24 protein-coding genes are annotated in these 24,454 nt (G+C 65.7%); 9 read left to right on the top strand and 15 right to left on the bottom strand.

The features are described 5' to 3' along the window. Positions 1–280: 280 nt before the first annotated feature. The 3 genes from fba to AC07X4_RS02935 form a co-directional block, all read right to left on the bottom strand. Positions 281–1,345 carry a class II fructose-bisphosphate aldolase gene (fba, locus tag AC07X4_RS02945; protein WP_099731867.1) on the bottom strand — a complete coding sequence of 355 codons (1,065 nt, stop codon included), beginning with the start codon at positions 1,343–1,345 and terminating at the stop codon, positions 281–283. 91 nt (positions 1,346–1,436) lie between these two features. Further along, positions 1,437–2,828 carry a histidine kinase dimerization/phospho-acceptor domain-containing protein gene (locus AC07X4_RS02940; RefSeq protein ID WP_436075885.1) on the bottom strand — a complete coding sequence of 464 codons (1,392 nt, stop codon included), beginning with the start codon at positions 2,826–2,828 and terminating at the stop codon, positions 1,437–1,439. Further along, positions 2,825–3,529 carry a response regulator gene (locus tag AC07X4_RS02935; RefSeq protein WP_056743258.1) on the bottom strand — a complete coding sequence of 235 codons (705 nt, stop codon included), beginning with the start codon at positions 3,527–3,529 and terminating at the stop codon, positions 2,825–2,827. The genes AC07X4_RS02940 and AC07X4_RS02935 overlap by 4 nt, the downstream gene beginning before the upstream one ends. Positions 3,530–3,621: 92 nt before the next feature. On the opposite strand from AC07X4_RS02935, the gene AC07X4_RS02930 reads away from it, so the two are divergent. Together AC07X4_RS02930 and AC07X4_RS02925 are read left to right on the top strand one after the other, a co-directional pair. Further along, on the top strand, positions 3,622–4,383 hold the full coding sequence (locus tag AC07X4_RS02930; RefSeq protein WP_436075886.1) for a phosphatase PAP2 family protein: 762 nt from the start codon (positions 3,622–3,624) through the stop codon (positions 4,381–4,383). Then, positions 4,376–4,939, top strand: a complete 564-nt coding sequence (locus tag AC07X4_RS02925) for a phosphatase PAP2 family protein (protein ID WP_146870678.1) — start codon at positions 4,376–4,378, stop codon at positions 4,937–4,939. Before AC07X4_RS02930 ends, AC07X4_RS02925 begins: the two co-directional genes overlap by 8 nt. Before the next feature lie 73 nt (positions 4,940–5,012). Here the strand turns inward: AC07X4_RS02925 and pyk are convergent, their stop codons facing one another. The 5 genes from pyk to AC07X4_RS02900 all read right to left on the bottom strand — a co-directional run bounded on the left by pyk (position 5,013) and on the right by AC07X4_RS02900 (position 9,914). Then, positions 5,013–6,449, bottom strand: a complete 1,437-nt coding sequence (gene pyk / locus AC07X4_RS02920) for a pyruvate kinase (protein ID WP_436076080.1) — start codon at positions 6,447–6,449, stop codon at positions 5,013–5,015. Between the two features lie 108 nt (positions 6,450–6,557). Beyond that, entirely contained in the window at positions 6,558–7,343 is a 786-nt protein-coding gene (locus AC07X4_RS02915) for a CPBP family glutamic-type intramembrane protease (RefSeq protein ID WP_494739174.1), read from the bottom strand. 14 nt (positions 7,344–7,357) lie between these two features. Beyond that, on the bottom strand, positions 7,358–8,755 hold the full coding sequence (locus tag AC07X4_RS02910; RefSeq protein ID WP_494739173.1) for an aminopeptidase P N-terminal domain-containing protein: 1,398 nt from the start codon (positions 8,753–8,755) through the stop codon (positions 7,358–7,360). Next, the gene (locus tag AC07X4_RS02905; protein ID WP_494739172.1) at positions 8,752–9,528 is read right to left on the bottom strand and encodes a nucleotidyltransferase family protein; all 777 of its coding nucleotides are present in this window, start codon (positions 9,526–9,528) and stop codon (positions 8,752–8,754) included. Before AC07X4_RS02905 ends, AC07X4_RS02910 begins: the two co-directional genes overlap by 4 nt. Further along, on the bottom strand, positions 9,525–9,914 hold the full coding sequence (locus tag AC07X4_RS02900) for an S-adenosylmethionine decarboxylase family protein (protein ID WP_288850795.1): 390 nt from the start codon (positions 9,912–9,914) through the stop codon (positions 9,525–9,527). Before AC07X4_RS02900 ends, AC07X4_RS02905 begins: the two co-directional genes overlap by 4 nt. Positions 9,915–10,037: 123 nt before the next feature. On the opposite strand from AC07X4_RS02900, the gene tkt reads away from it, so the two are divergent. After that, entirely contained in the window at positions 10,038–12,119 is a 2,082-nt protein-coding gene (gene tkt, locus AC07X4_RS02895) for a transketolase (protein WP_494739171.1), read from the top strand. 88 nt (positions 12,120–12,207) lie between these two features. Further along, positions 12,208–13,206, top strand: a complete 999-nt coding sequence (gene gap / locus AC07X4_RS02890) for a type I glyceraldehyde-3-phosphate dehydrogenase (RefSeq protein ID WP_494739170.1) — start codon at positions 12,208–12,210, stop codon at positions 13,204–13,206. 112 nt (positions 13,207–13,318) lie between these two features. Here the strand turns inward: gap and AC07X4_RS02885 are convergent, their stop codons facing one another. After that, on the bottom strand, positions 13,319–14,422 hold the full coding sequence (locus tag AC07X4_RS02885) for a mechanosensitive ion channel family protein (RefSeq protein WP_444825868.1): 1,104 nt from the start codon (positions 14,420–14,422) through the stop codon (positions 13,319–13,321). A gap of 373 nt (positions 14,423–14,795) precedes the next feature. Here AC07X4_RS02885 and AC07X4_RS02880 point away from each other — a divergent pair, with 373 nt between their 5' ends. Next, entirely contained in the window at positions 14,796–15,173 is a 378-nt protein-coding gene (locus tag AC07X4_RS02880; RefSeq protein ID WP_108499265.1) for a DUF4398 domain-containing protein, read from the top strand. A gap of 103 nt (positions 15,174–15,276) precedes the next feature. After that, on the top strand, positions 15,277–16,197 hold the full coding sequence (locus tag AC07X4_RS02875; protein ID WP_108499268.1) for an OmpA family protein: 921 nt from the start codon (positions 15,277–15,279) through the stop codon (positions 16,195–16,197). 79 nt (positions 16,198–16,276) lie between these two features. On the opposite strand, the gene AC07X4_RS02870 is transcribed toward AC07X4_RS02875, so the two are convergent. The 3 genes from AC07X4_RS02870 to AC07X4_RS02860 form a co-directional block, all read right to left on the bottom strand. Continuing rightward, the gene (locus tag AC07X4_RS02870; RefSeq protein WP_108499264.1) at positions 16,277–17,296 is read right to left on the bottom strand and encodes an aldo/keto reductase; all 1,020 of its coding nucleotides are present in this window, start codon (positions 17,294–17,296) and stop codon (positions 16,277–16,279) included. A 58-nt stretch (positions 17,297–17,354) separates the two neighbouring features. After that, entirely contained in the window at positions 17,355–17,963 is a 609-nt protein-coding gene (locus AC07X4_RS02865) for a YdeI/OmpD-associated family protein (RefSeq protein ID WP_108499263.1), read from the bottom strand. Between the two features lie 62 nt (positions 17,964–18,025). Beyond that, complete coding sequence (locus tag AC07X4_RS02860) at positions 18,026–18,844, bottom strand: sigma-70 family RNA polymerase sigma factor (RefSeq protein WP_108499262.1); 819 nt, start codon at positions 18,842–18,844, stop codon at positions 18,026–18,028. Positions 18,845–19,006: 162 nt separating this feature from the next. Between AC07X4_RS02860 and AC07X4_RS02855 the strand changes: the two genes are divergently transcribed. The 3 genes from AC07X4_RS02855 (at position 19,007) to AC07X4_RS02845 (ending at position 22,099) form a co-directional block, all read left to right on the top strand. Further along, complete coding sequence (locus AC07X4_RS02855; protein WP_494739169.1) at positions 19,007–19,807, top strand: nucleotidyltransferase domain-containing protein; 801 nt, start codon at positions 19,007–19,009, stop codon at positions 19,805–19,807. 232 nt (positions 19,808–20,039) lie between these two features. Continuing rightward, positions 20,040–21,359 (top strand): flavin-dependent oxidoreductase, encoded by a 1,320-nt coding sequence (locus AC07X4_RS02850; protein ID WP_494739168.1) that lies wholly within the window; start codon positions 20,040–20,042, stop codon positions 21,357–21,359. 134 nt (positions 21,360–21,493) lie between these two features. After that, positions 21,494–22,099 carry an ATP-dependent Clp protease proteolytic subunit gene (locus tag AC07X4_RS02845; protein WP_056743000.1) on the top strand — a complete coding sequence of 202 codons (606 nt, stop codon included), beginning with the start codon at positions 21,494–21,496 and terminating at the stop codon, positions 22,097–22,099. 77 nt (positions 22,100–22,176) lie between these two features. Here AC07X4_RS02845 and AC07X4_RS02840 read toward each other — a convergent pair whose 3' ends face one another. The 3 genes from AC07X4_RS02840 to ligA are packed head-to-tail and all read right to left on the bottom strand — an operon-like array spanning position 22,177 to position 24,453. Further along, on the bottom strand, positions 22,177–23,130 hold the full coding sequence (locus tag AC07X4_RS02840) for a Gfo/Idh/MocA family oxidoreductase (protein ID WP_494739167.1): 954 nt from the start codon (positions 23,128–23,130) through the stop codon (positions 22,177–22,179). A gap of 13 nt (positions 23,131–23,143) precedes the next feature. Beyond that, positions 23,144–24,010, bottom strand: a complete 867-nt coding sequence (locus tag AC07X4_RS02835; RefSeq protein WP_494739166.1) for a class III extradiol dioxygenase subunit beta — start codon at positions 24,008–24,010, stop codon at positions 23,144–23,146. A 2-nt stretch (positions 24,011–24,012) separates the two neighbouring features. Continuing rightward, positions 24,013–24,453, bottom strand: coding sequence for a protocatechuate 4,5-dioxygenase subunit alpha (gene ligA / locus AC07X4_RS02830; RefSeq protein WP_494739165.1), 441 nt, complete (start codon positions 24,451–24,453; stop codon positions 24,013–24,015). Position 24,454: the final 1 nt, after the last annotated feature.

The raw sequence follows: 24,454 nt of genomic DNA, 5'->3' as shown, positions 1-24,454 counted from the left end.
ACGGCACCCAAGTCCGTCCCTCGACGGCTTCTGCCATGCAACAACCAGCGCGGTGTAGCTGGTGAAAAATGTGTTGAAAGCGCCCTGGTATCGGACACTTCTTGCGGCGCTGCCGGTGGGCAAGCTGACCGCGAGCTTACATGAAGAAAATCTTGTCGCTGTCGCCTTTGTCTGCAGTAGAGGGAACTCCCCAGTCTCCCCCCGCAAACAGGCAAAAAAAAGCCTGGCAGCACAAAGCAGCCAGGCTGGGCAGCGGCCCCGCAGGGCCTGGTGCCAACGATCAGTTCACCACTTGGGCCAGCGCACCCGAGGCGTACTGGGCGGCCACGGCCTGCAGGCTCAGGCCCTTGATCTTGCTGCCCTGGCCTTCGCAGCCGAACTCCAGGTAACGCTGCTTGCAAACCTGCTTGGCCGCTTCGCGGGCGGGCTTGAGCCATTCGCGGGCGTCGAACTTGTCGGGGTTTTCAAACAGGAACTTGCGCACCGCGCCCGTCATCGCCAGACGGATGTCGGTGTCGATGTTGATCTTGCGCACGCCGTGCTTGATGGCTTCCTGGATTTCCTCGACGGGCACGCCGTACGTTTCCTTCATCTTGCCGCCGTACTGGTTGATGATGGCCAGCAACTCGGCAGGCACCGACGAGGAGCCATGCATCACCAAGTGGGTGTTGGGGATGCGCTGGTGGATTTCCTTCACGCGGCTGATGGCCAGGATGTCGCCCGTGGGCTTGCGGCTGAACTTGTAGGCGCCATGGCTGGTGCCGATGGCGATGGCCAGGGCGTCCAGCTGGGTGGCCTTCACAAACACGGCGGCTTCTTCGGGATCGGTCAGCATCTGGCTGTGGTCGAGCTTGCCGACCGCACCAATGCCGTCTTCTTCGCCCGCGTCCCCGGTTTCGAGGTTGCCCAGGCAGCCCAGTTCGCCTTCGACCGTAACGCCCACCTTGTGCGCCATGTCCACCACCTTGCGCGTCACTTCAACGTTGTAGTCGAAGGACGAAGGGGTCTTGCCGTCTTCCATCAGCGAGCCGTCCATCATCACCGAGCCAAAGCCCAGGTCGATGGCACCCTGGCAAATCTTGGGCGAGGTGCCGTGGTCCTGGTGCATCACCAGCGGGATGTGGGGGAAGGCCTCGACCGCCGCCTGGATCAGGTGCTTGATGAAGGGCTCGCCCGCGTACTTGCGTGCGCCAGCGCTGGCCTGCAGGATGACGGGAGCGCCCACTTCGTCCGCAGCAGCCATCACGGCTTGCACCTGCTCCAGGTTGTTGACGTTGAAGGCAGGGATGCCATAGCTGTTGGCAGCGGCATGGTCGAGCAGTTCGCGCATCGAAACGAGGGGCATGGTCGTGGGGTCCGTGGTGGGTTGAAGAAGGAGGGCGCGAGGCGCTGTAGCACCTGGCAACGCGGCGGTAACCGCTTGGTAACTCGTAATTTTAACCGGGGGCCGATACGGGCGGCGATGGCAAATCCAACCGGTAGCAGGTGGTAAACGGCGCCGGTGCAGGTGCTGCGCCAAAGTGCCCCCCATGGATGTCCGCCACCCGGCGCAGGATTTCATGCCCCAGATGCAGGCTGTCCACCGGCACCGCTGCTGTGCGACCCGCCCCGCTCCCCACCTGGTGGCGTGCCCCGTCGTCACACACCTGCAGCCACGCGCCAACAGCTTCGGCGGAGCCCAGCTGGACCGCAATCTGCGTGCCTTCGGGCGTGTGCTTGAGCGCGTTTTCCACCAGATTACGCACTGCGATGTCCAGCAACACCGCATGGCCGGGCACGGTGAGCGCGGGCGGGGCCGACAGGGCCAGGTCGTCGCCGCGTTTCCACGCCGCCTGGGCATAGTCGGCGCACACCGACCGCGCCAGTGCGCTCAGGTCCACGGGCGCCTTGGCTTCGTGCAGCTCGGCCCGGCTGGCGCGGGCCAGGGCCAGCAGCTGGTTGAGAACGTGACCCGCACGCAGAGCATCCTGGCCGATGCGCGCCAGCGACTGGGCCCGGGCCTCTTCCGTCAGCTCCCCCGCCAGGGCGCTGGCCTGCAGCGCGATGGAGGACAGCGGGGTGCGCAATTCGTGGGCCACCTCATTGGCCAGGCGGCGCTCGCGCACCATGGCGACCTGCTGGCGGTCCAGCAAGGTGTTGATCGATGCCACGACCGACTCGAACTCGTTCCAGGCATGGCGCGATGCCAGCCGCTGGGTACTGGTCGGGTCCAGCGCCGCCACGTCGGCCGACAGCGCGTACAGAGGCCGCAAGCCGCGCCACAGCGCGAGCCCCAGAGCCAGAGACACCACAGGCAGCAACCACAGACCAGGCTCGATGAGCTGTCCGGCAATGTCATCCGCCAGCTCGTCCCGCTCGCGCAGCTCCAGCATCACCATGATCTTGCGGGTGCGCTCCGCATCCCATTGCGAGAAGCTGCGCCAGGCCACCTTGTCCGGGCCCAGCGTGAGGTCGGCAAACCCCTCGGCATCGCTGAAAGGCGGCTCGGGCACCGAACCCGTGCGGGAGAGCACCCGCCCCTGCGCATCCCACTGCACCACGCTGATGGTCTGCTGGTAATCGTGCGATTTGAGCCAGGGCGTGGGGGTGCGCTCGGTACGCTGCGGGCCTTGCATCGCCTCGGTGGCCCGCAGGTTGAGCAGCAGCGCGGCCACGCTGGCCAGGTGCCCGTCGGTCAGCTCGTCGGCCTCGTGCACACCGGTCTGGTAGCCAATGAAGACGAAGCTGCCCCAGACAATGGCCAGTGCCCCCAGCGACCATAGCAACAGTTGCCGGGTCAGCGATGGGCGACGCGCTGGCGCCGGGCGAGGAGCGGTGGGTGCGTTCACGCCGGTTTCTCCTGCGGCATGAAATAACCCACCCCGCGCATGGTCTGGATACAGGCACTGCCCAGCTTGCGGCGCAGGTGGTGGATGTGGACCTCGACCGCATTGCTCTCCACAGCGGCATCCCAGCTGTACAGGCGTTCCTCGATCTGCTGGCGCGACAGCACCCGGCCCCGCGCCTCCAGCAGCACCAACAACACGGAAAACTCGCGCGGAGACATTTCCACGGGTTTGCCTTGCTGGCGCACCGTGCGGGTCGCTGGATCCAGCTCGATATCGCCCAGACGGATGGTGGGCGACGTCCGTCCCGCCGCGCGCCGCAGCAGCGCCCGCAAACGCGCGTCCAACTCATCCACATCAAAGGGTTTGGTCAAGTAGTCATCTGCGCCCTGGTCCAGCCCAGCGATGCGCTGGTGCACCTGGTCACGCGCCGTGACGATGAGGACCGGCGTAGCGGGGTCCGGCAGAGCTGCCGATGCAGCCCCGGTGGCGGGCGGGCTCAGGCGCAGACGCCGTAGCAGTTCGCTACCGTCACCGTCCACCAACCCCAGGTCCAGCAGCACAGCGTCAAAACGCTCGGCGCGCAGGGCACTCCAGGCACTGGCGACGCCGTCACTGACATCCACCGCATAGCCGCGTTGCTGCAGATTGCTGCGCAGGCCACTGGCTATGCCCGCATCGTCTTCGACCACGAGTATTCGCATGCAGGCATTGTCGCAGCCCATCGGACAGGGGCGGGACAAGGGCGGCACCGGCTTTAAGACGGCGTTAAGTACGCCCGCCTATCTTCCGGCACATGCAGCCTTCGCCCGTCGCGCCGTCCACCGCGCCCATCACACCCCACGCCCCCTCTCACCGCCACACGCTGCTTTTCTGGACCCTGGGCGCTCTGGCCTGTGTGGTGGCCTGGGATGCCGCAGGGCAGGACCTGGCGTTTGCGCAGGTGTTTGGATCGTCCAACGGGTTTCCGATGCGGGACCAGTGGTTTTTCGTACAGGTGCTGCATGAAGGCGCCCGCCGTCTGGGCTGGCTGCTGGTGCTCCTGCTGGCGCTGAGCGTGTGGTGGCCACGCGGCTTTCTGCGCAAGCTGGACGCCAGCGAGCGCCTGCAGATGGCCGTGAGCGCCCTGCTCTCGCTGGCCGTGGTCAGCATCACCAAGAACCTCAGCGCCACCAGTTGCCCGTGGGACCTCGCACAATTTGGCGGCGTGGCGCGCCATGTGTCGCACTGGGCGCTGGGTGTGCTCGATGGCGGTAGCGGTCGCTGTTTTCCGGCGGGCCATGCGTCGGCGGGATTCGCCTTTTTGGGAGGCTACTTCGCATTGCGCCACAAGCTACCGTCGGCCGCACGCTGGTGGTTGGCGGGTGCGTTGCTGGCGGGATTCGTGTTGGGTGCGGCCCAGCAGGTACGGGGCGCCCATTTCATGAGCCACACACTGTGGACGGGCTGGCTGTGCTGGGTCACCGGCTGGCTTTGCGACCTGGCGGCCACGGCTCTGCGTCCACGCTTCCCGCATTTCGCCACCACCACCACGCCACCGGACAGCTCCCATGCTTGAACTCGATCTGGCCCTGTTTCAGGCCCTCAATGCCGACGCCGCGACCTTGCCTGCCGTGGTGGCGGTGGCACGGTGGGTGTCACAGCAACTACCCACCGCCATGGGCGGCCTGCTGCTCGGCAGCTTTGTGCTGGGCAACGCAGCGCAGCGGCGCGCCCTGGTGCTGGCGCTCGCGTCCATGGCCCTGGCGTGGGTAGGAGTACAGCTGTTGCGACTGGCGGTGCCGGCGCCGCGGCCTGCGCAGCTGGGCATTGGCGTCCAGTGGATCGAGCACGCAGCGCGCGCAGGCTTTCCCAGCATGCATGTGGCAGGCGCCGCCGCGCTGGCGGCCAGTCTCGCCCTGCGGCCGGTTCGCGGGCTGACCTGGCTGGCCGCGGCGGTCACAGCCGCCATGGTCTGGAGCCGCGTCTGCCTGGGAGTGCACTTCCCGTCTGATGTGCTGGCGGGCCTGGTCACCGGGGGGCTGGCAGCGGCGGCCATCCACGCACTGGCCGCGCGCGCACCGCGCTGGCAAGCAGCCCTGGAGCACAAGTCGCCACAAGGCAACGCGCACTGACCGCCGCCCAGCGCCGCCGGACTCCTGCCCGGGACGCTGCCCCGCAGCGGTGAGGGTGCAACCCCTCGATCGGTCAGCTGGCCACGCAGATCTTCAGCATGTTCGTGCCGCCGGGTGCGCCCATGGGCTCACCACAGGTGATGGCGTACACATCCCCCTTTTGCACGATGTTGCGGCTCTTGAGGTGGCGCTCGGCCTGCTCAAGGGCCGTATCGCGGTCAGCACTGGTGTCCATGAGCAGGGGGCGCACGTTGCGGTACATGGCCATCTTGCGCTGCGTGGTCACCTTGGGCGTGAGCGCATAGATGGGGATGCGGATGCTGTGGCGGCTCATCCACAGCGCCGTGGCACCGCTGTCGGTCATAGCCACGATGGCCTTGGCGCCCAGGTGGTGGGCGGTGAACAGTGCGCCCATGGCAATGGACTGGTCGATGCGGCCAAAGGTCTGGCCGGTGAAGTCCGCGTCCAGGTGATGGTCTTCCGCCGCCTCGGCCGCTGCGCAGATGGTGGCCATTTCTTCCACGGTTTCGAGTGGGTAGCGGCCTGCGGCCGTCTCGGCGCTCAGCATCACGGCGTCGGTGCCGTCCAGCACGGCGTTGGCCACGTCACTCACCTCGGCGCGCGTGGGCACGGGGTTGGTGATCATGCTTTCCATCATCTGCGTGGCGGTGATGACGACCTTGTCCAGCTCGCGCGCCATGCGGATCATCTTCTTTTGCAGCGCGGGCACGGCCGCGTTGCCCACTTCCACCGCCAGGTCGCCGCGCGCCACCATGATCCCGTCGCTCACGCGCAGGATGGCTTCGAGGTGCGGGATGGCCTCGGCCCGCTCGATCTTGGCGATCAGGCCCGGCTTGTGGCGGTACTCGGACGCGGCCACATTGCACAGCTGGCGCGCCATCTCCATGTCGGTCGCGTTCTTCGGAAAGCTCACGGCCACGTAGTCGGCCTGGAAGCTCATCGCCGTGCGGATGTCCTCCATGTCCTTGGCCGTGAGGGCCGGTGCCGTGAGGCCGCCACCCTTCTTGTTGATGCCCTTATTGTTCGACAGTTCGCCACCCACCTTGACGGTGGTGTGCACTTCCTCGCCGCGCACCGCATCCACCGTGAGCACGATCAGCCCGTCATTGAGCAGCAGCAGGTCGCCCGCCTTCACGTCGCGTGGCAGCTCCTTGTAGTCGAGCCCCACACCTTCGATGTCGCCCAGTTCGGTGCGCGAGGCGTCGAGCACAAACTTGGCGCCCGACTCCAGCTGTACCTTGCCCTCGGCAAACTTGCCCACGCGGATCTTGGGGCCCTGCAGGTCGGCCATGATGGCCACCTCGCGGCCCGCGCGCTGGGCGGCGGCACGCACGGTGGCGGCGCGGTCGATGTGGTCCTGCGCCTTGCCGTGGCTGAAGTTCAGCCGCACCACATTCACCCCCGCTCGGATCATGGCCTCCAGCAGTGCCGGGTCGCTGGAGGCGGGGCCCAGAGTGGCAACAATCTTGGTGGCGCGGCGGGTAGGCATGGACATGTCTCTTTTCTCTCTGTCGTTGGGGATGTAATCGAGTTTCAATTCTCACACGAAGCGGTTACATGCGAGTTACCCCGTGCAGCGGCACCGTGACTCGGCCTCTCAGAGCAGCGGAGATGACAGCAGATGCGCCAGCACATGCGCAATGACCGCGGCCTCCAGGCCGTGGCGCGCATAGAGCCAGCCCGCCACCAGACCAAAGGCCGTGTTGCCCACCAGCACGAACGCCACCACATGCACGGTCAACACCCCGGCCAGCGCCTGCGCGGCAGGCAGATGCCCCACGGCAAACAACACAGCGCTGAGCAACACCGCCGCAGCCACCAGCCCCTTGCCTGGCCGCCCCTGACCACGCTGCAGCAGGCGCCAGCCCAGCCACAGCAGCAGGGTCATCACGCCCCAGCGCACCAGCAGCTCTTCGGTGATGCCGCCATACAGCAACTTGACCGCCAATGGCATGGCACTGGCAGGATCGGAGGGCTGCAGCGCCGTGGGCGCCAGCCGAGACAGCACCCATAGCCACGCAGTGCCCGCCACCCCACCGCAGACTCCGGGCAGGAGTTGGGCCCGCAGCGCGGGCCCTGCGGGCCGGCCGGCCAGCCAGGACGACATGGCCGGCGCCTGCAGGCCCACACGAGGCGCCAGCCAGACCCCGAGCGCCACGGCCAGCGCCAGGAGCACCGCCGTCTGCAACCCGCTGAGCACCAGCACGACCCCTGGTGGCAGCGGCAGCAGGGCTTCGTTGGCCTTCAGGGTGGGCAGCAGCGCCCAGACCACCGCCACCACGCCGGGCATGCCCAGCAGCCACAGTGCACCGCCCAGCCGCCACTTGCCGGGTTGCGCCGGAGCGCGCGCCGCGCCTGCCCCCGCAGTGTTGTCCACGGCCATGGTTTTGCCCACGCTCAGGCGCGCATCAGCGCTTCGATTTCGTCGGCTTTCACCGGGACACCGCGCGTAATCAGCTCACAACCCGTCTCGGTGACGATGGCATCGTCTTCGATGCGGATGCCGATGTTGTGGAACTGCTCGGGCACGCCGTCGGCGGGGCGCACGTAGATGCCGGGCTCGATGGTCAGCACCATGCCGGGCCGCAGGATGCGGCTGGGGCGATTGGTGATCGTTTCACCCGAGAGCGGGTCTTTGCGTTCGCTGGTCTGACCCACCTCGCCGGGCTCCACATAGCTGCCGCAGTCGTGCACATCCATGCCCAGCCAGTGGCTGGTGCGGTGCATGTAGAACTGGAAGTAGGCGCGCTTGTCGATCACGTCCTGTGCGGTGCCCACCTTGTTCTTGTCGAGCAGGCCCAGGTCCAGCATGCCCTGCGCCAGCACGGCCACCGTGGCGTCGTGCGGGTCGTTGAAGCGTGCACCTGCCTTGGTGGCCGTCACGGCCGCATCCTGGCTGGCCAGCACCAGGTCGTACAGCGCACGTTGCGGGCCCGTGAATTTTCCGTTGGCGGGGAAGGTGCGGGTGATGTCGCTGGCGTAGCTGTCCAGCTCGCAGCCCGCGTCGATCAGCACCAGCTCGCCATCGCGCACCACTGCGGTATCGGCCCGGTAGTGCAGCACGCAGGCGTTGGCACCGGCGGCCACGATGGAGCTGTAGGCCGGGTACTGCGAGCCCGCATCGCGGAACGCATGCAGCAGTTCGGCATCCAGGTGGTATTCGCGCACATCCTCCCCGGCGCGTAGCATGCGGGCCGAGCGCTGCATGGCGCGGATGTGGGCCTGCGCGCTGATGGCGCTGGCGCGGCGCATGATGTCCTGCTCGTGGGTGTCCTTGAACAGGCGCATCTCGTCGAGCAGCGTGCACAGGTCGTTCTGTTCTGCGGGGCAGATGGCGCCATAGCGCACACGGCCGCGCACCACGTTGAGCCAGCCCTCCACCCGCGCCGCCAAGCCGCTGTGCGTGGCAAACGGGTACCAGACGCAGCCCGTGTTTTCGAGCAGGCGCGGCAGCTTGCTGTCCAGCTCAGCCATCGAATGTGCCGCGTCCACTCCCAACGCAGCGGGCGCGGCGGCCGGGCCCAGGCGGTATCCATCCCAGATCTCGCGCTCCAGGTCCTTGGGCTGGCAAAACAGCGTGCTGCGGCCGTCGTGGGCCAGCACCAGGCACGCGCCGGGCTCGGTGAAGCCTGTCAGGTAGTAGAAGTAGCTGTCGTGGCGGAACAGAAAGTCGCTGTCCCGGTTGCGCGGACGCTCCAGTGCCGTAGGAATGATGGCAATGCCCCCGGGGCCCAACTGGGCAGCGAGGTGCGCGCGGCGCTGGGCGTAGACAGAGGCAGGCACGGTGGTGTTCATGGCGCGTTGGAAGAAAAGGAGTTGAGTTCGGCCAGCCGCTCGGGCGTGCCCACATCGGTCCAGCGGCCGGTGTAGAGCTGCGCACTGACGCGGCCATTGTCCATTGCACGGCGAAGCAGCGGCGCCAGCGGGGCTTTGATGCCGCTGGGGTTTCCGGGCGGAATGTCGCACCACGGCGCTGCAAACAGCTCGGCGCGCAACAGGGCGACGGTGCTGTAGGTGTAGCGTGGCGCGGGGTCGTCGGCGGGCAGGTTGAGCGCCAGGCCGTCGGCCGACAGGCCAAAGTCGCCACGCGGGTTGTGGGTGGGGTTGGGCACCAGCCACAGGTGGGCCAGATGGTCGCTGGCCTCGAAGGCAGCCACCGCTGCGCTGTCGAACACGAAATCGGGCGCAAACACATCGCCTGCGGCCAGCCAGAACACCGGGCCAAGCTGCGGCAATGCACGGGCGATACCGCCAGCGGTTTCCAGCGCGCCACCAAAGTCCACCCCTTCGTGGGAGTATGAAATTGATAGCTGCTCAGGCATATTTTTCCTGCGCTTGGAGGCAAAAATGCTAGAAAAATGCGCACTGATCTGTTCCCCCAGCCATGCGGTGTTGATCACCGCCCGCTCCACACCTGCGTCCAGCAAAGCCTGCAGGTGCCACTGCAGCAGTGGCTGGCCCTGCACCTGCAGCAGCGGCTTGGGCATGCTGTCGGTCAGCGGGCGCATGCGCTCGCCACGGCCTGCGGCCAGAAGCAGGGCAGGCACCTGATGGCGGGCGGCACTCATGCCGCCACCCCGCTCACAGAGCCCCGCTGGAGCGCATGGCGCTCCACGGTGGTGGGGTCGAACAAGGCCAGCAGGGCTTCCATCAGCGCACGCGCCTTGGCCGAATGGTCGGCGCCGAAATTGCACACATACACATCCAGCGTCACGCCGCGCTGCTCGGGCCACGTGTGCACGCACAGGTGCGACTCGGCCAGCAACACCGTGGCAGTCACCCCGCCGGGGCCATGCTCGGTGGCAGGAAATTCATGGAACAAATGCCCCACAGGCTGGAGGCCAGCGGCGCGCACCGCATCGGTACAGGCTCGGCCCAGGGCGGTGGCGTCCAGCAGCCATGCGGGAGCGCAACGGCAGCCATGGAGATCGGCGGTGAGATGCAGTCCTTGCATGGGCCGCACTGTAGTGCATTGCCACCGGGCTTCCTGCTGGCAGCCTGCGAATTCAGGTGAGCGCAAGCCACCTCGGTAAAATGCCGGGTTTCCCCCGACTCACCCACCCTGAACTCTCCCCCCATGGCCAACACCCAGCAATCCCAACAGATGGCAAATGCGATCCGCGCATTGGCCATGGACGCCGTTCAACAAGCCAACTCCGGCCACCCCGGCGCCCCCATGGGCATGGCCGACATGGCCGTGGCGCTGTGGAACCGCCACCTCAAGCACAACCCCACCAACCCCCAGTGGTTTGACCGCGACCGGTTTGTGCTGTCCAACGGCCACGGCTCGATGCTTCTGTACGCATTGCTGCACCTCACCGGCTACGACCTGCCCATCGGCGAGCTGAAGAACTTCCGCCAGTTGCACAGCAAGACCGCCGGCCACCCCGAAGTGGGCATCACCCCCGGCGTGGAAACCACCACAGGCCCGCTGGGCCAGGGGATCACCAACGCCGTGGGCTTTGCGTTGGCCGAAAAGCTGCTGGCTGCCGAGTTCAACCGCGAAGGCCATGCAGTGGTGGACCACCACACCTACGCCTTCCTGGGCGATGGCTGCCTGATGGAAGGCATCAGCCACGAAGCCGTGTCGCTGGCGGGCGCCTGGAAGCTCAACAAGTTGATCGCCCTGTACGACGACAACGGCATCAGCATCGACGGTCAGGTCGCTCCCTGGTTTGCCGACAACACCCCCCTGCGCTTCGTGGCCAGCGGCTGGAACGTGATCGGGCCGATTGATGGCCACGACGCCGACAAGGTGGCCGCAGCCATCGTCGAAGCCAAGAAGCAGACCGAGCGCCCCACGCTCATCGTGTGCAAGACACACATCGGCAAGGGCAGCCCCAACCGCGTGAACACCGCCAAGGCCCACGGCGAGCCCCTGGGCGCCGAAGAAATCAAGCTCACGCGCGAAGCACTGGGCTGGACCAGCGAGCCCTTCGTGATCCCCGAAGATGTTTACGCCGGCTGGGACGCCAAGGCCGCTGGCGCTGCCGCTGAAGCCACCTGGAACGAACGGTTCGCCGCCTACAGCAAGGCTTTCCCCGAGCTGGCTGCCGAATACACCCGCCGCATGCAGGGCGACCTGCCCGCCAACTTTGCGCAAGTGGCCGTGGACACCGTGGTGGCAGCGCACACCAAGGGCGAGACTGTGGCCAGCCGCAAGGCCAGCCAGCTGGCGCTGGAAGCCTTCACCGCTGCGCTGCCCGAACTGCTGGGCGGCAGCGCCGACTTGACAGGCTCCAACCTCACCAACACCAAGAGCACACCCAATCTGCGCTTTGACATGCAGGGCAACGTGGTGCAGACCGCGCTCGAAAACGGCCAAAAAATCGGTGGCCGCCACATCAACTACGGCGTGCGCGAATTCGGCATGGCCGCCATCATGAACGGCGTGGCGCTGCACGGTGGCTTCATCCCCTACGGCGGCACCTTCCTCACGTTCAGCGACTACAGCCGCAACGCCATCCGCATGGCTGCGCTGATGAAGCAGCGCGTGATCCACGTGTTCACGCACGACTCCATCGGCCTGGGCGAAGACGGCCCCACACACCAGTCCATCGAGCACGTGGCCAGCCTGCGCCTGATTCCCAACCTCGATGTCTGGCGCCCCGCCGACACGGCAGAAACCGCCGTGGCCTGGAGTGTGGCCCTGTCCAACCGCAACAAGCCCACCGTTCTGGCCCTGTCGCGCCAGAACCTGCCCTACGCTCCCAAGCGCGACCTGGGCGACATCTCGCGCGGCGCCTATGTGCTGTCAGAACCCTCCGACGTGGGCCTCAAGAAGAAGCCCGTGGCCGTGATCATTGCCACCGGGTCTGAAGTGCAGCTGGCCCTCAAGGCCCAGCGCCTGCTGGCCGACAAGAAGATCGGCGTTCGCGTGGTCTCCATGCCCAGCACGACCACCTTCGACCGCGAAGACGCCAAGTACAAGAGCAGCGTGCTGCCCGCCGGCGTGCCCCGCGTGGCCGTGGAAATGGGCGTGACCGACGGTTGGTGGAAGTACGGCTGCGCCGCCGTGGTGGGCATCGACACCTACGGTGAATCGGCCCCCGCGCCGGTGCTGTTCAAGCACTTCGGCTTCACCGAAGAGAACGTGGCCGACGCAGTGCTGGTGGCCATCGGCGCGGCCCGCCTGAAGCCCGCCAAGAAGGCCCGCTAAAACTTCTCCTGCCCGCTGTGCCCCGCTGCCAGCGGGCGCGCGGCGGCAGATTCCCGATTTCGACTTTGCAACTTTGAAGAGGCTCCCTATGACGATCAAGATTGGTATCAACGGCTTCGGCCGCATCGGCCGCAACGTGCTGCGCTCGGCCATCCAGAACTTCAGCGACATCGAAGTCGTGGGCATCAACGACCTTCTGGAGCCCGAGTACCTCGCGTACATGCTGCAGTACGACTCGGTGCATGGCCGCTTCAAGGGCGAAGTCTCGGTCGAGGGCAACACCCTGGTCGTCAACGGCAAGAAGATCCGCCTGACGCAAGAGCGCGACCCCGCCAACCTGAAGTGGAACGAAGTCGGCGCCGACGTGGTGATCGAATCCACCGGCCTGTTCCTGGACAAGGTCACCGCGCAGAAGCACCTGGACGCTGGCGCCAAGAAGGTCATCCTGTCGGCCCCCTCCAAGGACGACACCCCCATGTTCGTGTTCGGCGTGAACCACGACACCTACGCGGGCCAGGCCATCATCTCCAACGCATCGTGCACCACCAACTGCCTGGCTCCCGTGGCCAAGGTGCTGAACGACAAGTGGGGCATCAAGCGCGGCCTGATGACCACCGTGCACGCTGCCACCGCCACGCAAAAGACCGTGGACGGCCCTTCGAACAAGGACTGGCGCGGCGGCCGCGGCATTCTGGAAAACATCATTCCCTCCAGCACTGGCGCTGCCAAGGCCGTGGGCGTGGTGATCCCTGCGCTGAACAAGAAGCTGACCGGCATGTCCTTCCGCGTGCCTACCTCCGACGTGTCGGTGGTGGACCTGACGGTGGAGCTGGACAAGGCTGCCACCTACGAAGAAATCAAGGCCGAGATGAAGGCCCAGTCCGAAGGCGCCCTGAAGGGCGTGCTGGGCTACACCGAAGACAAGGTGGTGGCCACCGACTTCCGTGGCGACACCCGCACGTCGATCTTTGATGCCGACGCTGGCATTGCACTGGACGGCACCTTCGTGAAGGTCGTGAGCTGGTACGACAACGAATGGGGCTACTCGAACAAGTGCCTGGAAATGGTGCGCGTGGTCGCCAAGTAAGCTTTTTTGAGAAGTTGAAAAAGCGCTAGAAGCAACTACCCTGTTCAAGCCGGTCGCCTGCAAAGGCCGCCGGCTTTTTTTCGTCTGCGCGTTTGTGATGGCTTGCCCCGCCTCAGAGCATGGCAGCGGCAGGCGCCTGCGGCGGCGCGCTGGCAATGTGCACCGTGCGGGTAGGAAACGCAAATTCCACCCCCATGGCTTTGAACTCGCGCAGCAGCCCCAGGTTGATGGACTGCTGCAGGTCCATGTAGAGGTTGTAGGCCGGGTCTTCGACGATGTAGACCACCTCATAGTCCAGCGAGTTGGTGCCCAGCGCCTTGAAATGTGCACGGTCAAAGCGCAGCTCCGGGTGCGCCTCGATAAGCTTGCGCACAACGCCTGGAATGGCCTCGGCCTGCTCGGGGGTGGTGCCATAGGCTACGCCAAAGGTGAACACAATGCGCCGCCGCTCCAGCATGCGGAAGTTGCTGATGGTCTGTTTGAGCAGGTCGGTGTTGGACATCACGATCTGCTCGCCCTGCAGACTGCGGATGCGGGTGGTCTTGAGACCAATCACCTGCACGGTGCCCGACACATTGCCCACCACGATGAAGTCGCCCACCTCGAAAGGCTTGTCCACCGCAATCGCCAGCGATGCGAACAGGTCGCCCAAAATGTTCTGTACCGCCAACGCCACGGCAATACCGCCCACCCCCAGGCTGGCGATGAAGGCCGTGATGTTCACCCCCACGTTGGACAAGATGGCCAGCAGCACCACGCTCCACAGCAGCGTGCGCAGCCCCCACGACATCAGCGTGGCCGAGGCGCTGACCTGCGTCATGCCGCTGGACGAGTGCCGCTCCACATAGCGGCGTACGCCAATGCCAATCGCGCGCATGCCCCAGAGCCCCATCTGCAGCGCCACGGCCACAAACCATAGCTGGCTCAGGCGGCTCTCCCAGCGGCCCGGCAGGTCGAGCAGGCTTGCGCCCACCAGCAGTGCCACCACCAGCATCAGCGTGCGGCTCGTGCCTTCCAGCACATCCACCAGGGTCAGTGCCATGCCGCTGTGTGACTGCGTGGCCCACACTTTGGCGCGGCGGGTCAGTAGGTGCAGCACCACAAGGATGGCTGCGTAGGTGGCCACAGCCGCCGCCAGGGCCACACACAGGCTCCATAGCGGCACGCCCGCAAAGGTGGTCTCCTGGACCCAGGTAAAAAAGGTGGATGGCGGCATGCAGTAACTCTCCTCTTCGTTGTGTTGCGGTGATGGAGCAGGCGTGCGCAGCGCCCGCGCAGGTGCCCGGCCATGGGACGTGGCGTACGGGTGAAGGGCACCCGCAACAACACGCTGCGTGCGCGCACTGTCATTGATCGAGACCCGGGGGAGATGAGAGTTCCCTAACGCAACAAGCCACTCTCCTTCAAGCAAATAGAGAGCGCCTTGTTTGCAAGTGTTCGTAAGACATGCCCCACAGCAATACAGAGGCAGGGCCTACGCCTGCTTGCCGGGCGTGCCCCAACAATGCATCAACACCAGAACCCCCTGGTGGCCCGCCCGATACGTCGGCACGGCCTACCCAACCACCTCCAGAGGAGTCCACCACACCATGCATTCATCCGCATTGATCCGTACCGCCACAGCGGCACTCGCACTGGGCGCACTGGCCGCCTGTTCTTCCACCCCGGCGCCCACCGAACAGATGGCGGTCACCCGCACCACTGTCAACCGCGTGGCGGCTGCCCCGGCTGTGGCCACCAGCTCCCCCGTGCAGCTGCAGCAAGCACGCGAGAAGCTGATGCAGGCCGAAAAAGCGATGGCAGAGAAGGACTATGTGGCGGCACGCCGCCTGGCCGCTGAGGCCGAGGTAGATGCCCGTGTCGCTGAAACCCGCGCAGACGCGGCCAGCAATGCCGCCAACCTCGCCCAAGTGCAAGACGGTATCCGCGCACTGCAAGAAGAAATCAACCGCCGATCGCCCCGCTGAGCCAGCGCCAACCATGGGGCCACCGCGCCCCCTGGCTTCGCCTCAGGCACACACCGTTGAGGCCCCCGCGATTGCCCCACCCCATTTCAAGGAACACCTGACCATGCACCGCTTTTTTCACCGAACCACCGCCCTGTGCACCAGCCTGATTGCCGTTGGCCTGCTGGCCGCCTGCGCCAGCACCACCCCATCGCCCGCGCTGGAAGAGGCCCGTACCGCAGTGAGCACCGCTGCAGGAGACCCGGCCGTCAACCAGTACGCGCAGCTCGAACTGAAGCAAGCCACCGACGCACTGGCCAAGGCCGACCGCGTGTGGGCCGATGACCGCGACACGTCCGAGACCAACCACCTGGCGTACATCGCCCGCCAACGCGCCGAGATCGCCACCAATGCAGCCCGCGCACGCCAGCTCGATGCCAACATCAAACAGGCAGGCAGCGAAGCCGACCGCATCCGTCTGCAGGCCCGCACCCAAGAGGCTGACGCGGCCCGCCTGCGCGCCCAGCAAGCCCAGCAGCAGGCGATGAGCGCCGAGCAACGCGCCGCACAACAGCAGGCGCAAGCCACCGCTGCCATGGCCCAGGCCAATGCGGCACAAGACCGCGTGCGCGCACTCGAAGCGCAATTGCGCGAACTCGAAGCCCAGCAGACCGAACGCGGCCTGCTGGTGACCTTGGGCGATGTGCTGTTTGCCTTCAACAAGGCCGAACTCTCGGCCCAGGCCGGCCCGCGCCTGGACAAGCTGGCGAACTTTCTCAAACAGTTCCCGGACCGCAAGCTGTTGATCGAGGGCTACACCGACAGCGTGGGTGGCGACAGCTACAACCAGGACCTGTCAGACCGCCGCGCGCAGGCCGTGCGCGATGCGTTGGTGCAGCGCGGCGTGGACAGCAGCCGCATCGCCGCACGCGGCTACGGCAAGGCCCACCCGGTGGCTGACAACGCGTCGCCCGAAGGCCGCGCCATGAACCGCCGTGTGGAGATCGTGATTGCCGATGACAAGGGCAATTTGCGAGGCCGTTGAGGCCCCACAAAAAGTCCTACCGTGAAGCCGTATTGAAGCTGCAGTGAACCTGCACTGAAGCCCACAAAGACCGCGCCGCCTACGCTGCGCGGTCTTCAAACGTTTCGGTATCGACTTCGCTCGCGGATTGTGCGTTGTAGCGCTGGCCCACTACCGTGCGCTCGTTGATCAGCGCATCCAGCCGCGCCATGGTGGCGGCGTCCAGCCGCACGTTGGCAGCACCCAGGTCGTCCTGCAAATGCTCCACACTGGTGGTGCCTGGGATGGGAATGATGTGCTCGGCCTTGTGCAGCAGCCACGCCAGCGCCAGCTGGGCGGGGGTGCAACCCATATCGTGCGCAATGGCTTGATAGCCGTCGAGCAGATTCAGATTGGCGGCATAGGCGTCGGGCGCAAAACGGGGCATGGCGCGGCGGATATCCTTGGCATCCAGCGTGCTCACATCGCGCAGATCGCCACACAGAAAGCCCCGCGCCACGGGGCTGAACGCCACAAAGGCGGCGCCCAGTTCTCGGCAGGCGTCCAGCACAGCAATCTCGGGGTTGCGCGTCCAGAGCGAATACTCGGTCTGCACCGCAGCAATGGGGTGCACCGCGTGCGCCTTGCGCAGCGTGGCGGCCGACACCTCCGACAGGCCGATGCTGCGGATCTTGCCCGCACGCACCAGGTCGGCCAGTGCGCCCATGCTGTCTTCAATGGGCACCTTCTTGTCCCAGCGGTGCAGGTAGTACAGGTCGATCACGTCGGTCTGCAGACGGCGCAGGCTGTCTTCGCAGGTCTGGCGCAGCGTGGCGGGGCGGCCGTCGATCACGCGTACCAGCTTGCCGTCGCCATTCACATCCACGCCCTGCATGCCGCATTTGCTGGCCAGGGTGAAACGGCTGCGGTGCTGCTTCAGCACACGGCCCACCAGGGTTTCGTTGGCGCCAAAGCCGTACAGCGTGGCGGTGTCAAACAGCGTCACGCCCGCATCCAGCGCGGCCAGCAGCACGCGTTCGCCCTGCTCGGCAGACACCGGGGCGCCATAGGCGTGCGACAGGTTCATGCAGCCCAGGCCGATGGCCGAGACGGAGAAAGGTCCAAGGTTTCTTTGTTGCATGCCGCGAGCTTACGGCAAGCGAGGCAACCCACCGGGTGGCTCGGGCTTGGAGGCTGGGCTAAGCCTTTGCAACGGGTGGCCGCTTCGCCCACAGCTCAATGCGCTCGCCCGCAGCACAGGCGGCCACCAGCTGCGCAAACCGCGCCTCCCGGGTCGCATCGCGTTTGGCGGATGTGACCCAGTGCAGCATCACCTTGCGGTAGCTGGGCGGTGTGGACTCCTGAAAGTACCGCCACGCGGCCTTGTTGCGCTGGAAAATGCGTTGCAGCGCCACCGGCAGCTCGGCCACCCCCGCCTGCTCGTGCGAGTAAATGGCCGACTTGTCTGCCTTGCGGTGCGCGAAGGCGGCCAGCCCCGCAGGCGTCATGCGGCCTGCCGCCTGCAACTGCTCCACTTTGGCGATGTTGACCGCACTCCAGATCGACGACGGCTTGCGCGGAGTGAAGCGGATCGAATACGTGTGCTCGTCAATACGCCGCCGAATGCCATCGATCCACCCAAAGCACAGCGCTTCGTCCACCGACTCCGGCCAGCCCAAGCTGGGGCGGCCCGAGCCCACCTTGTGAAAACCCACCAGCAGCTCCGTCGCGCTGGCGGCGTGGCGCTCCAGCCAATCGCGGAACGCCTGCGGGGTGGCAAAGAAGGTGGGCGCGGGCTGCTGGATCATGGTGCTGCAAACGTCCTTCCGTCTTGCCTTCTTCCTACCAGTTGCAGCTGCAGGTGCGCGGGTCAGGCCACCACGGCGTCATGCACTTGCTCGGCGTGTGGTCCCAGCGGCACCACGCACAGCGTCACACCATCAAGCGTGAGCACCAGCCCCAACTGCCCGCCTACCTGCACCACCCCACCCACAGTGGCGCTTGCGCGCTGGGCACGCGGTGGCACAAGCTGCATCGCCTGGGCTGCGGCATGCACCGCCCCCGCGCTGACGGGCGGCTGGCGCAGCAGCGCCCACAGTGTCTGTGGGTCTCGCGATTGCAGCGACTGCAGATACAGGCGCAGCACTGCGGCGTTGGCGCCCTTGGGTTCATCGCTGGATTCGTCGCCCTCCTGCGCCTGCCGCAGCCGCTGCAAGGCGCGGCGCAGTTGCTGGCGGCTGGCTGCTTCAGACCGACCGCTGGCCTGCGCCAGCTCGGCATGGCTGGCGTCGAACACAGCATGCAACAGCAACGCAGCGCCCTCCGCAGGCGTCACATACTCGGCAAGTCGCCGCAGCGCCAGCGTGGCCTGCTGCGCAAGAGCCGCATCGGCCTCCGCAGAAGGTGCGACCGCGCCAGCGACATCGGCGTGCGCGCTCTGCACGGCTTCAGCCAGCCATTGCGCCATCCACTGGCGCCGCCGCAAACGGTCGATGGCCAGATTGCGCACCACAGTCAGCAGCCAGGCCTGGGCAGCATTGAGCGCAGGGGCATTGGCCTCCAGCGCGCGCACATAGGCGTCCTGCACCGCGTCTTCAGCATCGACCGGGCCTAGAAGGCGCGTGGCGGCGCGCACCAAGGCACTGCGGCTGGCGCCTACGAGCGCCACGGTGTGTTCGTCTTTTCGCATCGGAGCATGGTGCCACAGGCAGACCCAAAGCAGACTAGGACAGCAGTTGATGGACGAATGCAAGGATCCGGCGTTGGGTCGAAGGAAGGGCTCAGGCCCAAAGCAGACCTTGCGCGTAGCGTACCAATCGATCGGTGTGGCGGACTTCTGTAAAGTCTCAACATGTTGATCCATCACCCTCGTTCCACGCCCCAACTCCACCGCGATTTCCTCGATCGCGCCGTCTCTATCTTGGCAGCAGACTCCCGGGTTGTCGGTGTTGCAGCGGCCGGCTCCTATTCTGCAGACCTGATGGACGACTACAGCGATCTAGATTTGGTCGTCGTGTGCGAGGGCGCGAGCTTTGACGAGGTGATGCAGAGCCGCAAGCAAGTCGCTTCCAAGCTCGGGCGGCTGGTGGCAGCGTTCACAGGCGAGCACGTCGGCGAGCCACGCTTACTGATCTGCCTTTACGGACCACCCGCCCTTCATGTTGACCTCAAGTTTGTTCGCATTGAGGATCTGAAAGACCGGGTCGACCAACCCACCGTGTTGTGGGAGCGCGATGTGCGGCTGACCGAGGCACTAGCCCACGGGAAGCGAGCATTTCCCCCGCCCGACCACCAGTGGATCGAAGATCGATTCTGGGTGTGGGTGCACTACGGCGCCTCGAAGATTGCCCGCGGAGAACTGCAGGAGGCGTTGGACTTCTTCTCTTTTTTGCGCGGGTGCGTGCTTGGTCCGCTTGGGCTTGAACGTGCGGGCAAGGCACCCATCGGTGTTCGGCGGGTAGAACTAGTGCCAGAGTTGGCGTCATTGCTGGCAAACACGGTTGCTACTCTGAATGCTCCCGCATTGTTGGAAGCGCTGGAGAACACTATCGCGGCGTATCGGACCCTTCGTGCGTCGACGGTCAAAGTGAACACAGACGGCGAATACGTTGCCATGAATTTTTTGCACCAAGTACGCACCCAAATGGGTTGAAGGCCCCGGGGCGTTCTTCACGTACCCTGGAGCCGCAAGTTCCGGTTCTGGCCGATAGCACCCACCCCAATGTCACCCAGCAGTTGCAATGCAGCCTAACCCTCTGGCCTGGGGGAAACATAGGTAGCTACGCCTGACAAGGCAGGCTGAACGGGCACAACCCGCAGCAAAAAGCCACCCGCTATTCCCCCCCGCGACAAGCTCCACCCGCCGTTCCATGGACAATCTCGGCATGTCTGGCGCACCTACTCCTACTTCACCCCCCTCCTCGCCCCGCCCCGTGCTGATAGCTGGCGGCGGCATCGGTGGCATGGCCACTGCCCTGACCCTGCACCAGATCGGCGTGCCCTGCATCGTCTTTGAAACAGTGCCCGAGCTGCAGCCGCTGGGCGTGGGCATCAACCTGCAGCCCAACGCCGTGCGAGAACTGCACGACCTGGGGTTTGGCAACGAGGTGCTGGACACGATTGGCCTGCAGGCGCGCGAATGGGCGCTGGTGGGTCGCAACGGCAACGAGGTGTACGCCGAGCCACGCGGGCTGGAGGCGGGCTACCACTGGCCCCAGTATTCGGTGCACCGGGGGCAGCTGCAGATGATGCTGTTCAACGCGGTGCGAGAGCGCCTGGGAACTGACGCAGTGCAGCTGGGGCAGCGGGTGGTGGGCTACCGGCAGGATGCAAACGGCGTCACCGCCATTGTCGAGACACGCGACGGAGAGAAGCGTGAGGTAGCTGGCTCGCTGCTGATTGCCGCCGACGGCCTGCACTCGGCCGTGCGGGCGCAGATGCACCCCACGCAGCCGCCCATCCAGTGGGGCGGTGCCATCATGTGGCGCGGCACCACGCCGGGGGTGCCGGTGCGCACGGGCGCGTCGTTTGTGGGCGTGGGCTCGCTGCGGCACCGTGTGGTGTTCTACCCCATCACCCCGTCCGACCCGGCCACAGGCCTGGCCACCATCAACTGGATCGCCGAGATCACGGTCGACAACCAGGGCGGCTGGCAGCAGGGCGACTGGAACCGGCGCGTGGCACTGGAGGAGTTCATCCACCACTTCGAGGGCTGGAACTACAGCTGGCTGGACGTGCCTGCCATGCTGCGCGGCGCCAAGGACATTTTTGAGTACCCCATGATCGACCGCGACCCCGTGCCCACCTGGGTAGACGGCCGCGTGGCGCTGCTGGGCGACGCGGCGCATGTGATGTACCCCGTGGGCTCCAACGGTGCCAGCCAGGCCATCGTGGATGCGCGCGTGCTGGGGGCGCAGCTCATCGCGCACGGTGTGGGCCCGCAGGCGCTGCGTGCCTATGACGACAAGCTGTGCAAGGACATCTCTGCGCTGGTGCTGCGCAACCGGGGCTCCGGCCCGTTTGGTCTGCTGGGGCTGGTGGACGAGCGCTGCGGCGGGGTGTTCGACCACATCGACGACGTGCTGCCGCGTGAGGAGCGCGAGGGCTTCATGGCCCGCTACAAGGCGGCGGCGGGCTTTGCGATCGAGACGCTGAATGCGGCGCCGCCCACCATTGCGCCGGGGCAACGCGTGGCCGCAGGCTGAACAGTCCGAGGGGCGCAGTGCGGGCCAGTGGGTGCGCACTGCAGCGCTGGGCTAGATATGCAAGCGCAGAGAAATGTCACGCCCGGCGTGTCTCGTTCGTCAAGGCAGTCCTATCACTCGCAAGGACTTGCCCCATGGACACGCCAGATACAACCACACCCGCTTCAGCCCCTACCCAAGGCGCCGAACCGCGCACGTCTTACCTGGAAGAAAAAGCATTCAAGGCCCGCACTCTGCTGGTCTTTGGCACCATCACCGACACCCTGGCCGCCGATGTGGCGCGGCGGCTGATTGCGCTGGATGCCGAGAGTGCCGAGCCCATCGACATGCTGGTGAGCTCGCCCGGCGGGCACCTGGAGTCGGGCGACACGATCCACGACCTGGTGCGCTTCATCACTGCGCCGGTGAACATGATTGGCACCGGCTGGGTGGGCAGCGCGGCCACGCACCTCTACCTGGCCGCGCCGCGCGAACGGCGATTCTGCCTGCCCAACACGCGCTTTCTCATCCATCAGCCCAGCGGTGGCGCCGGCGGACCGGCCAGTGACATCGCCATCCAGGCGCGCGAGATGGTGAAAGCGCGTGAGCGGATTGCAGCCACCATCGCCCGGCAGACCGGCAAGCCGCTGGAGGTGGTGCTGGCAGACATCGAGCGCGACCGCTGGCTGTCGGCCGAAGAGGCGGTGGACTACGGCCTGGTCTCACGCATCATCGAGCACAAGGCGGCATTGAAGGGGTGAGGCCAGCCCCCCGAACTATCAAATGCATAGCTGCCGGCGCTTGATGGATAAGCACCAGCAGCCCATTGGGCTTGCAATCAGCCTGCGTTGAGCTGCAGCTCCAGGTCGTGCAGCACCTGGTAGCACGGCAGCACCTGAGCCACGCTGGCATTGGGCTCGCGGCCTTCCTGGATGGCGGCGAAGAACTCGCGGTCCTGCAGCTCGATGCCGTTCATGCTCACATCGACCTTGCTCACGTCGATCTTCTCTTCCTTGCCATTCACCAGGTCGTCGTAGCGCGCAACGTACGTGGCCGAGTCGCCGATGTAGCGGAAGAAAGTGCCGAGCGGACCGTCGTTGTTGAACGAGAGCGACAGCGTGCAGATGGCACCGTTGGCGGCCTTGAGCTGGATGCTCATGTCCATCGCAATGCCCAGCGTGGGGTGGATAGGACCCTGGATGGCGTTGGCCTTCACGATGGGGCTGCCCGCTTGGTAGGCGAACAGGTCCACGGTGTGCGCAGCGTGGTGCCACAGCAGGTGGTCCGTCCAGCTGCGGGCCTGGCCCAGCGCGTTCATGTTGGTGCGGCGGAAGAAGTAGGTCTGCACATCCATCTGCTGGATGTTGAACTCGCCCGCCGTGATCTTTTTGTGCACGTACTGGTGGCTGGGGTTGAAGCGGCGGGTGTGGCCGCACATGGCCACCAGGCCGGTCTGCTTTTGCAGGGCGATGACCTTCTCGCCATCGGCCAGCACATCGCACAGCGGGATCTCGACCTGCACATGCTTGCCCGCTTCCAGGCAGGCAATGGACTGGCTGGCGTGCATCTGCGTGGGCGTGCACAGGATCACGGCGTCCACTTCCTTGATGGCCAGGCTATCGGCCAGGTCAGTGGTGACGTGCTTGATGCCGTACTTGTCGGCCACTTCCTGGGTCTTGGCCAGGTCGCGGCTGATGAGGGAGACGACTTCAACGCCGTCAATGTTCTTGATGCCGTCCAGGTGCTTGATGCCGAAGGCGCCAGCGCCTGCGAGTGCGACTTTGATGGTCATGGTGTGTGTCCTTTTACGTGTTCTCAAGAATCAGATGGCCCACGGCGGTGTTGGACGCGGGCACATGGTAGAAGCGGTGCGCCAGCTTCGGTGGCTTGCCACCGGCCACGTCAGCCATCGCGCCACGCGCGATGAGCCACATCACCAGCTCGATGCCCTCGCTGCCCGCTTCACGCACGTAGTCGATGTGCGGAATGCTGGCGGCGGCCTCGGGGTCGTTGATGAGCTTGTCGAGGAAGGCGTTGTCAAACTCTTTGTTGATGAGGCCTGCGCGCGGGCCCTGCAGCTGGTGGCTCATGCCACCCGTGCCCCAGATGTGCACGTTGATGTCTTCGTCGTAGCTCTCCACGGCCTTGCGGATCGCCTGGCCCAGGTTGTAGCAGCGGCGGCCGCTGGGCACGGGGTACTGCACCACGTTCACGGCGAACGGAATCACCGGGCAGGGCCAGGCGCCCTTCACGGGGTCTTGTTCGCCAAACATCAGCGACAGGGGCACGGTCAAGCCGTGGTCCACGGCCATCTTGTTGACGATGGTGAGGTCAAAGTCCTGCTGGATGACCGACTGCGCAATGTGCGCGGCCAGGTCGGGGTGACCGATGACCTTGGGCACGGGGCGTGGGCCAAAGCCTTCGTCGGCCACTTCGTAGTCGGCAGCGGTGCCGATGGCGAACGTGGGGATCAAGTCCAGACTGAAGGCGGTGGCGTGGTCGTTGTAGACCAGGAAGATCACGTCGGGCTTGTGGTCCTTGATCCACTGCTTGCCAAAGTCATAGCCCGCGAACACGGGCTTCCAGTAGTCCTCGTGGGTCTTGCCCAGGTCCATGGCCGCGCCAATGGCTGGCACATGCGACGTGAACACGGAGGCGGTGATTTTGGCCATCGTCAAATTCCTTTCTTGCCCGCGCTGCCTTGCGGCTGGCGGTGGGCCTGCGCGTCGCCGTCTTCGCCCACGTAGCGGTTGCCTTCGGCGCTGCGGCCGCCGTTGATCATCATGTTGCGGTATTCCTCTTCGGTCATGCCGGTCATGCTGCCCGCCATCTGCTGAAAGCTCTTGCCGTCGGTAGAACCGATCTTGGCCAGGAAGTAGATGTTGCCGCCCAGGCGAATGCACCAGTTCAGGTCGCGTGCGAGCACGGCCTGCTTTTGCTCTTCGGTCATCGCCCATTCGTCCAGGTAGGCACGTTCGTTGGCCTTGAAGCGCGCGCGGTTCTCGGCCTTCATCAGGCTCATGCAGAACTGGTTGAGCCAGTAGCCTTTGCGGCTTTGCTCCGCATCAAAGATGGTCGTGCCGGGCACGTCGAGGTAGGGTTTATCGAGCGACATG

The sequence above is a fragment of the Acidovorax sp. GW460-11-11-14-LB4 genome (assembly GCF_059423685.1).
The sequence above is the reverse complement of the archived record's forward strand: the minus strand, read 5'-3'. Positions and strand labels throughout refer to the sequence as shown.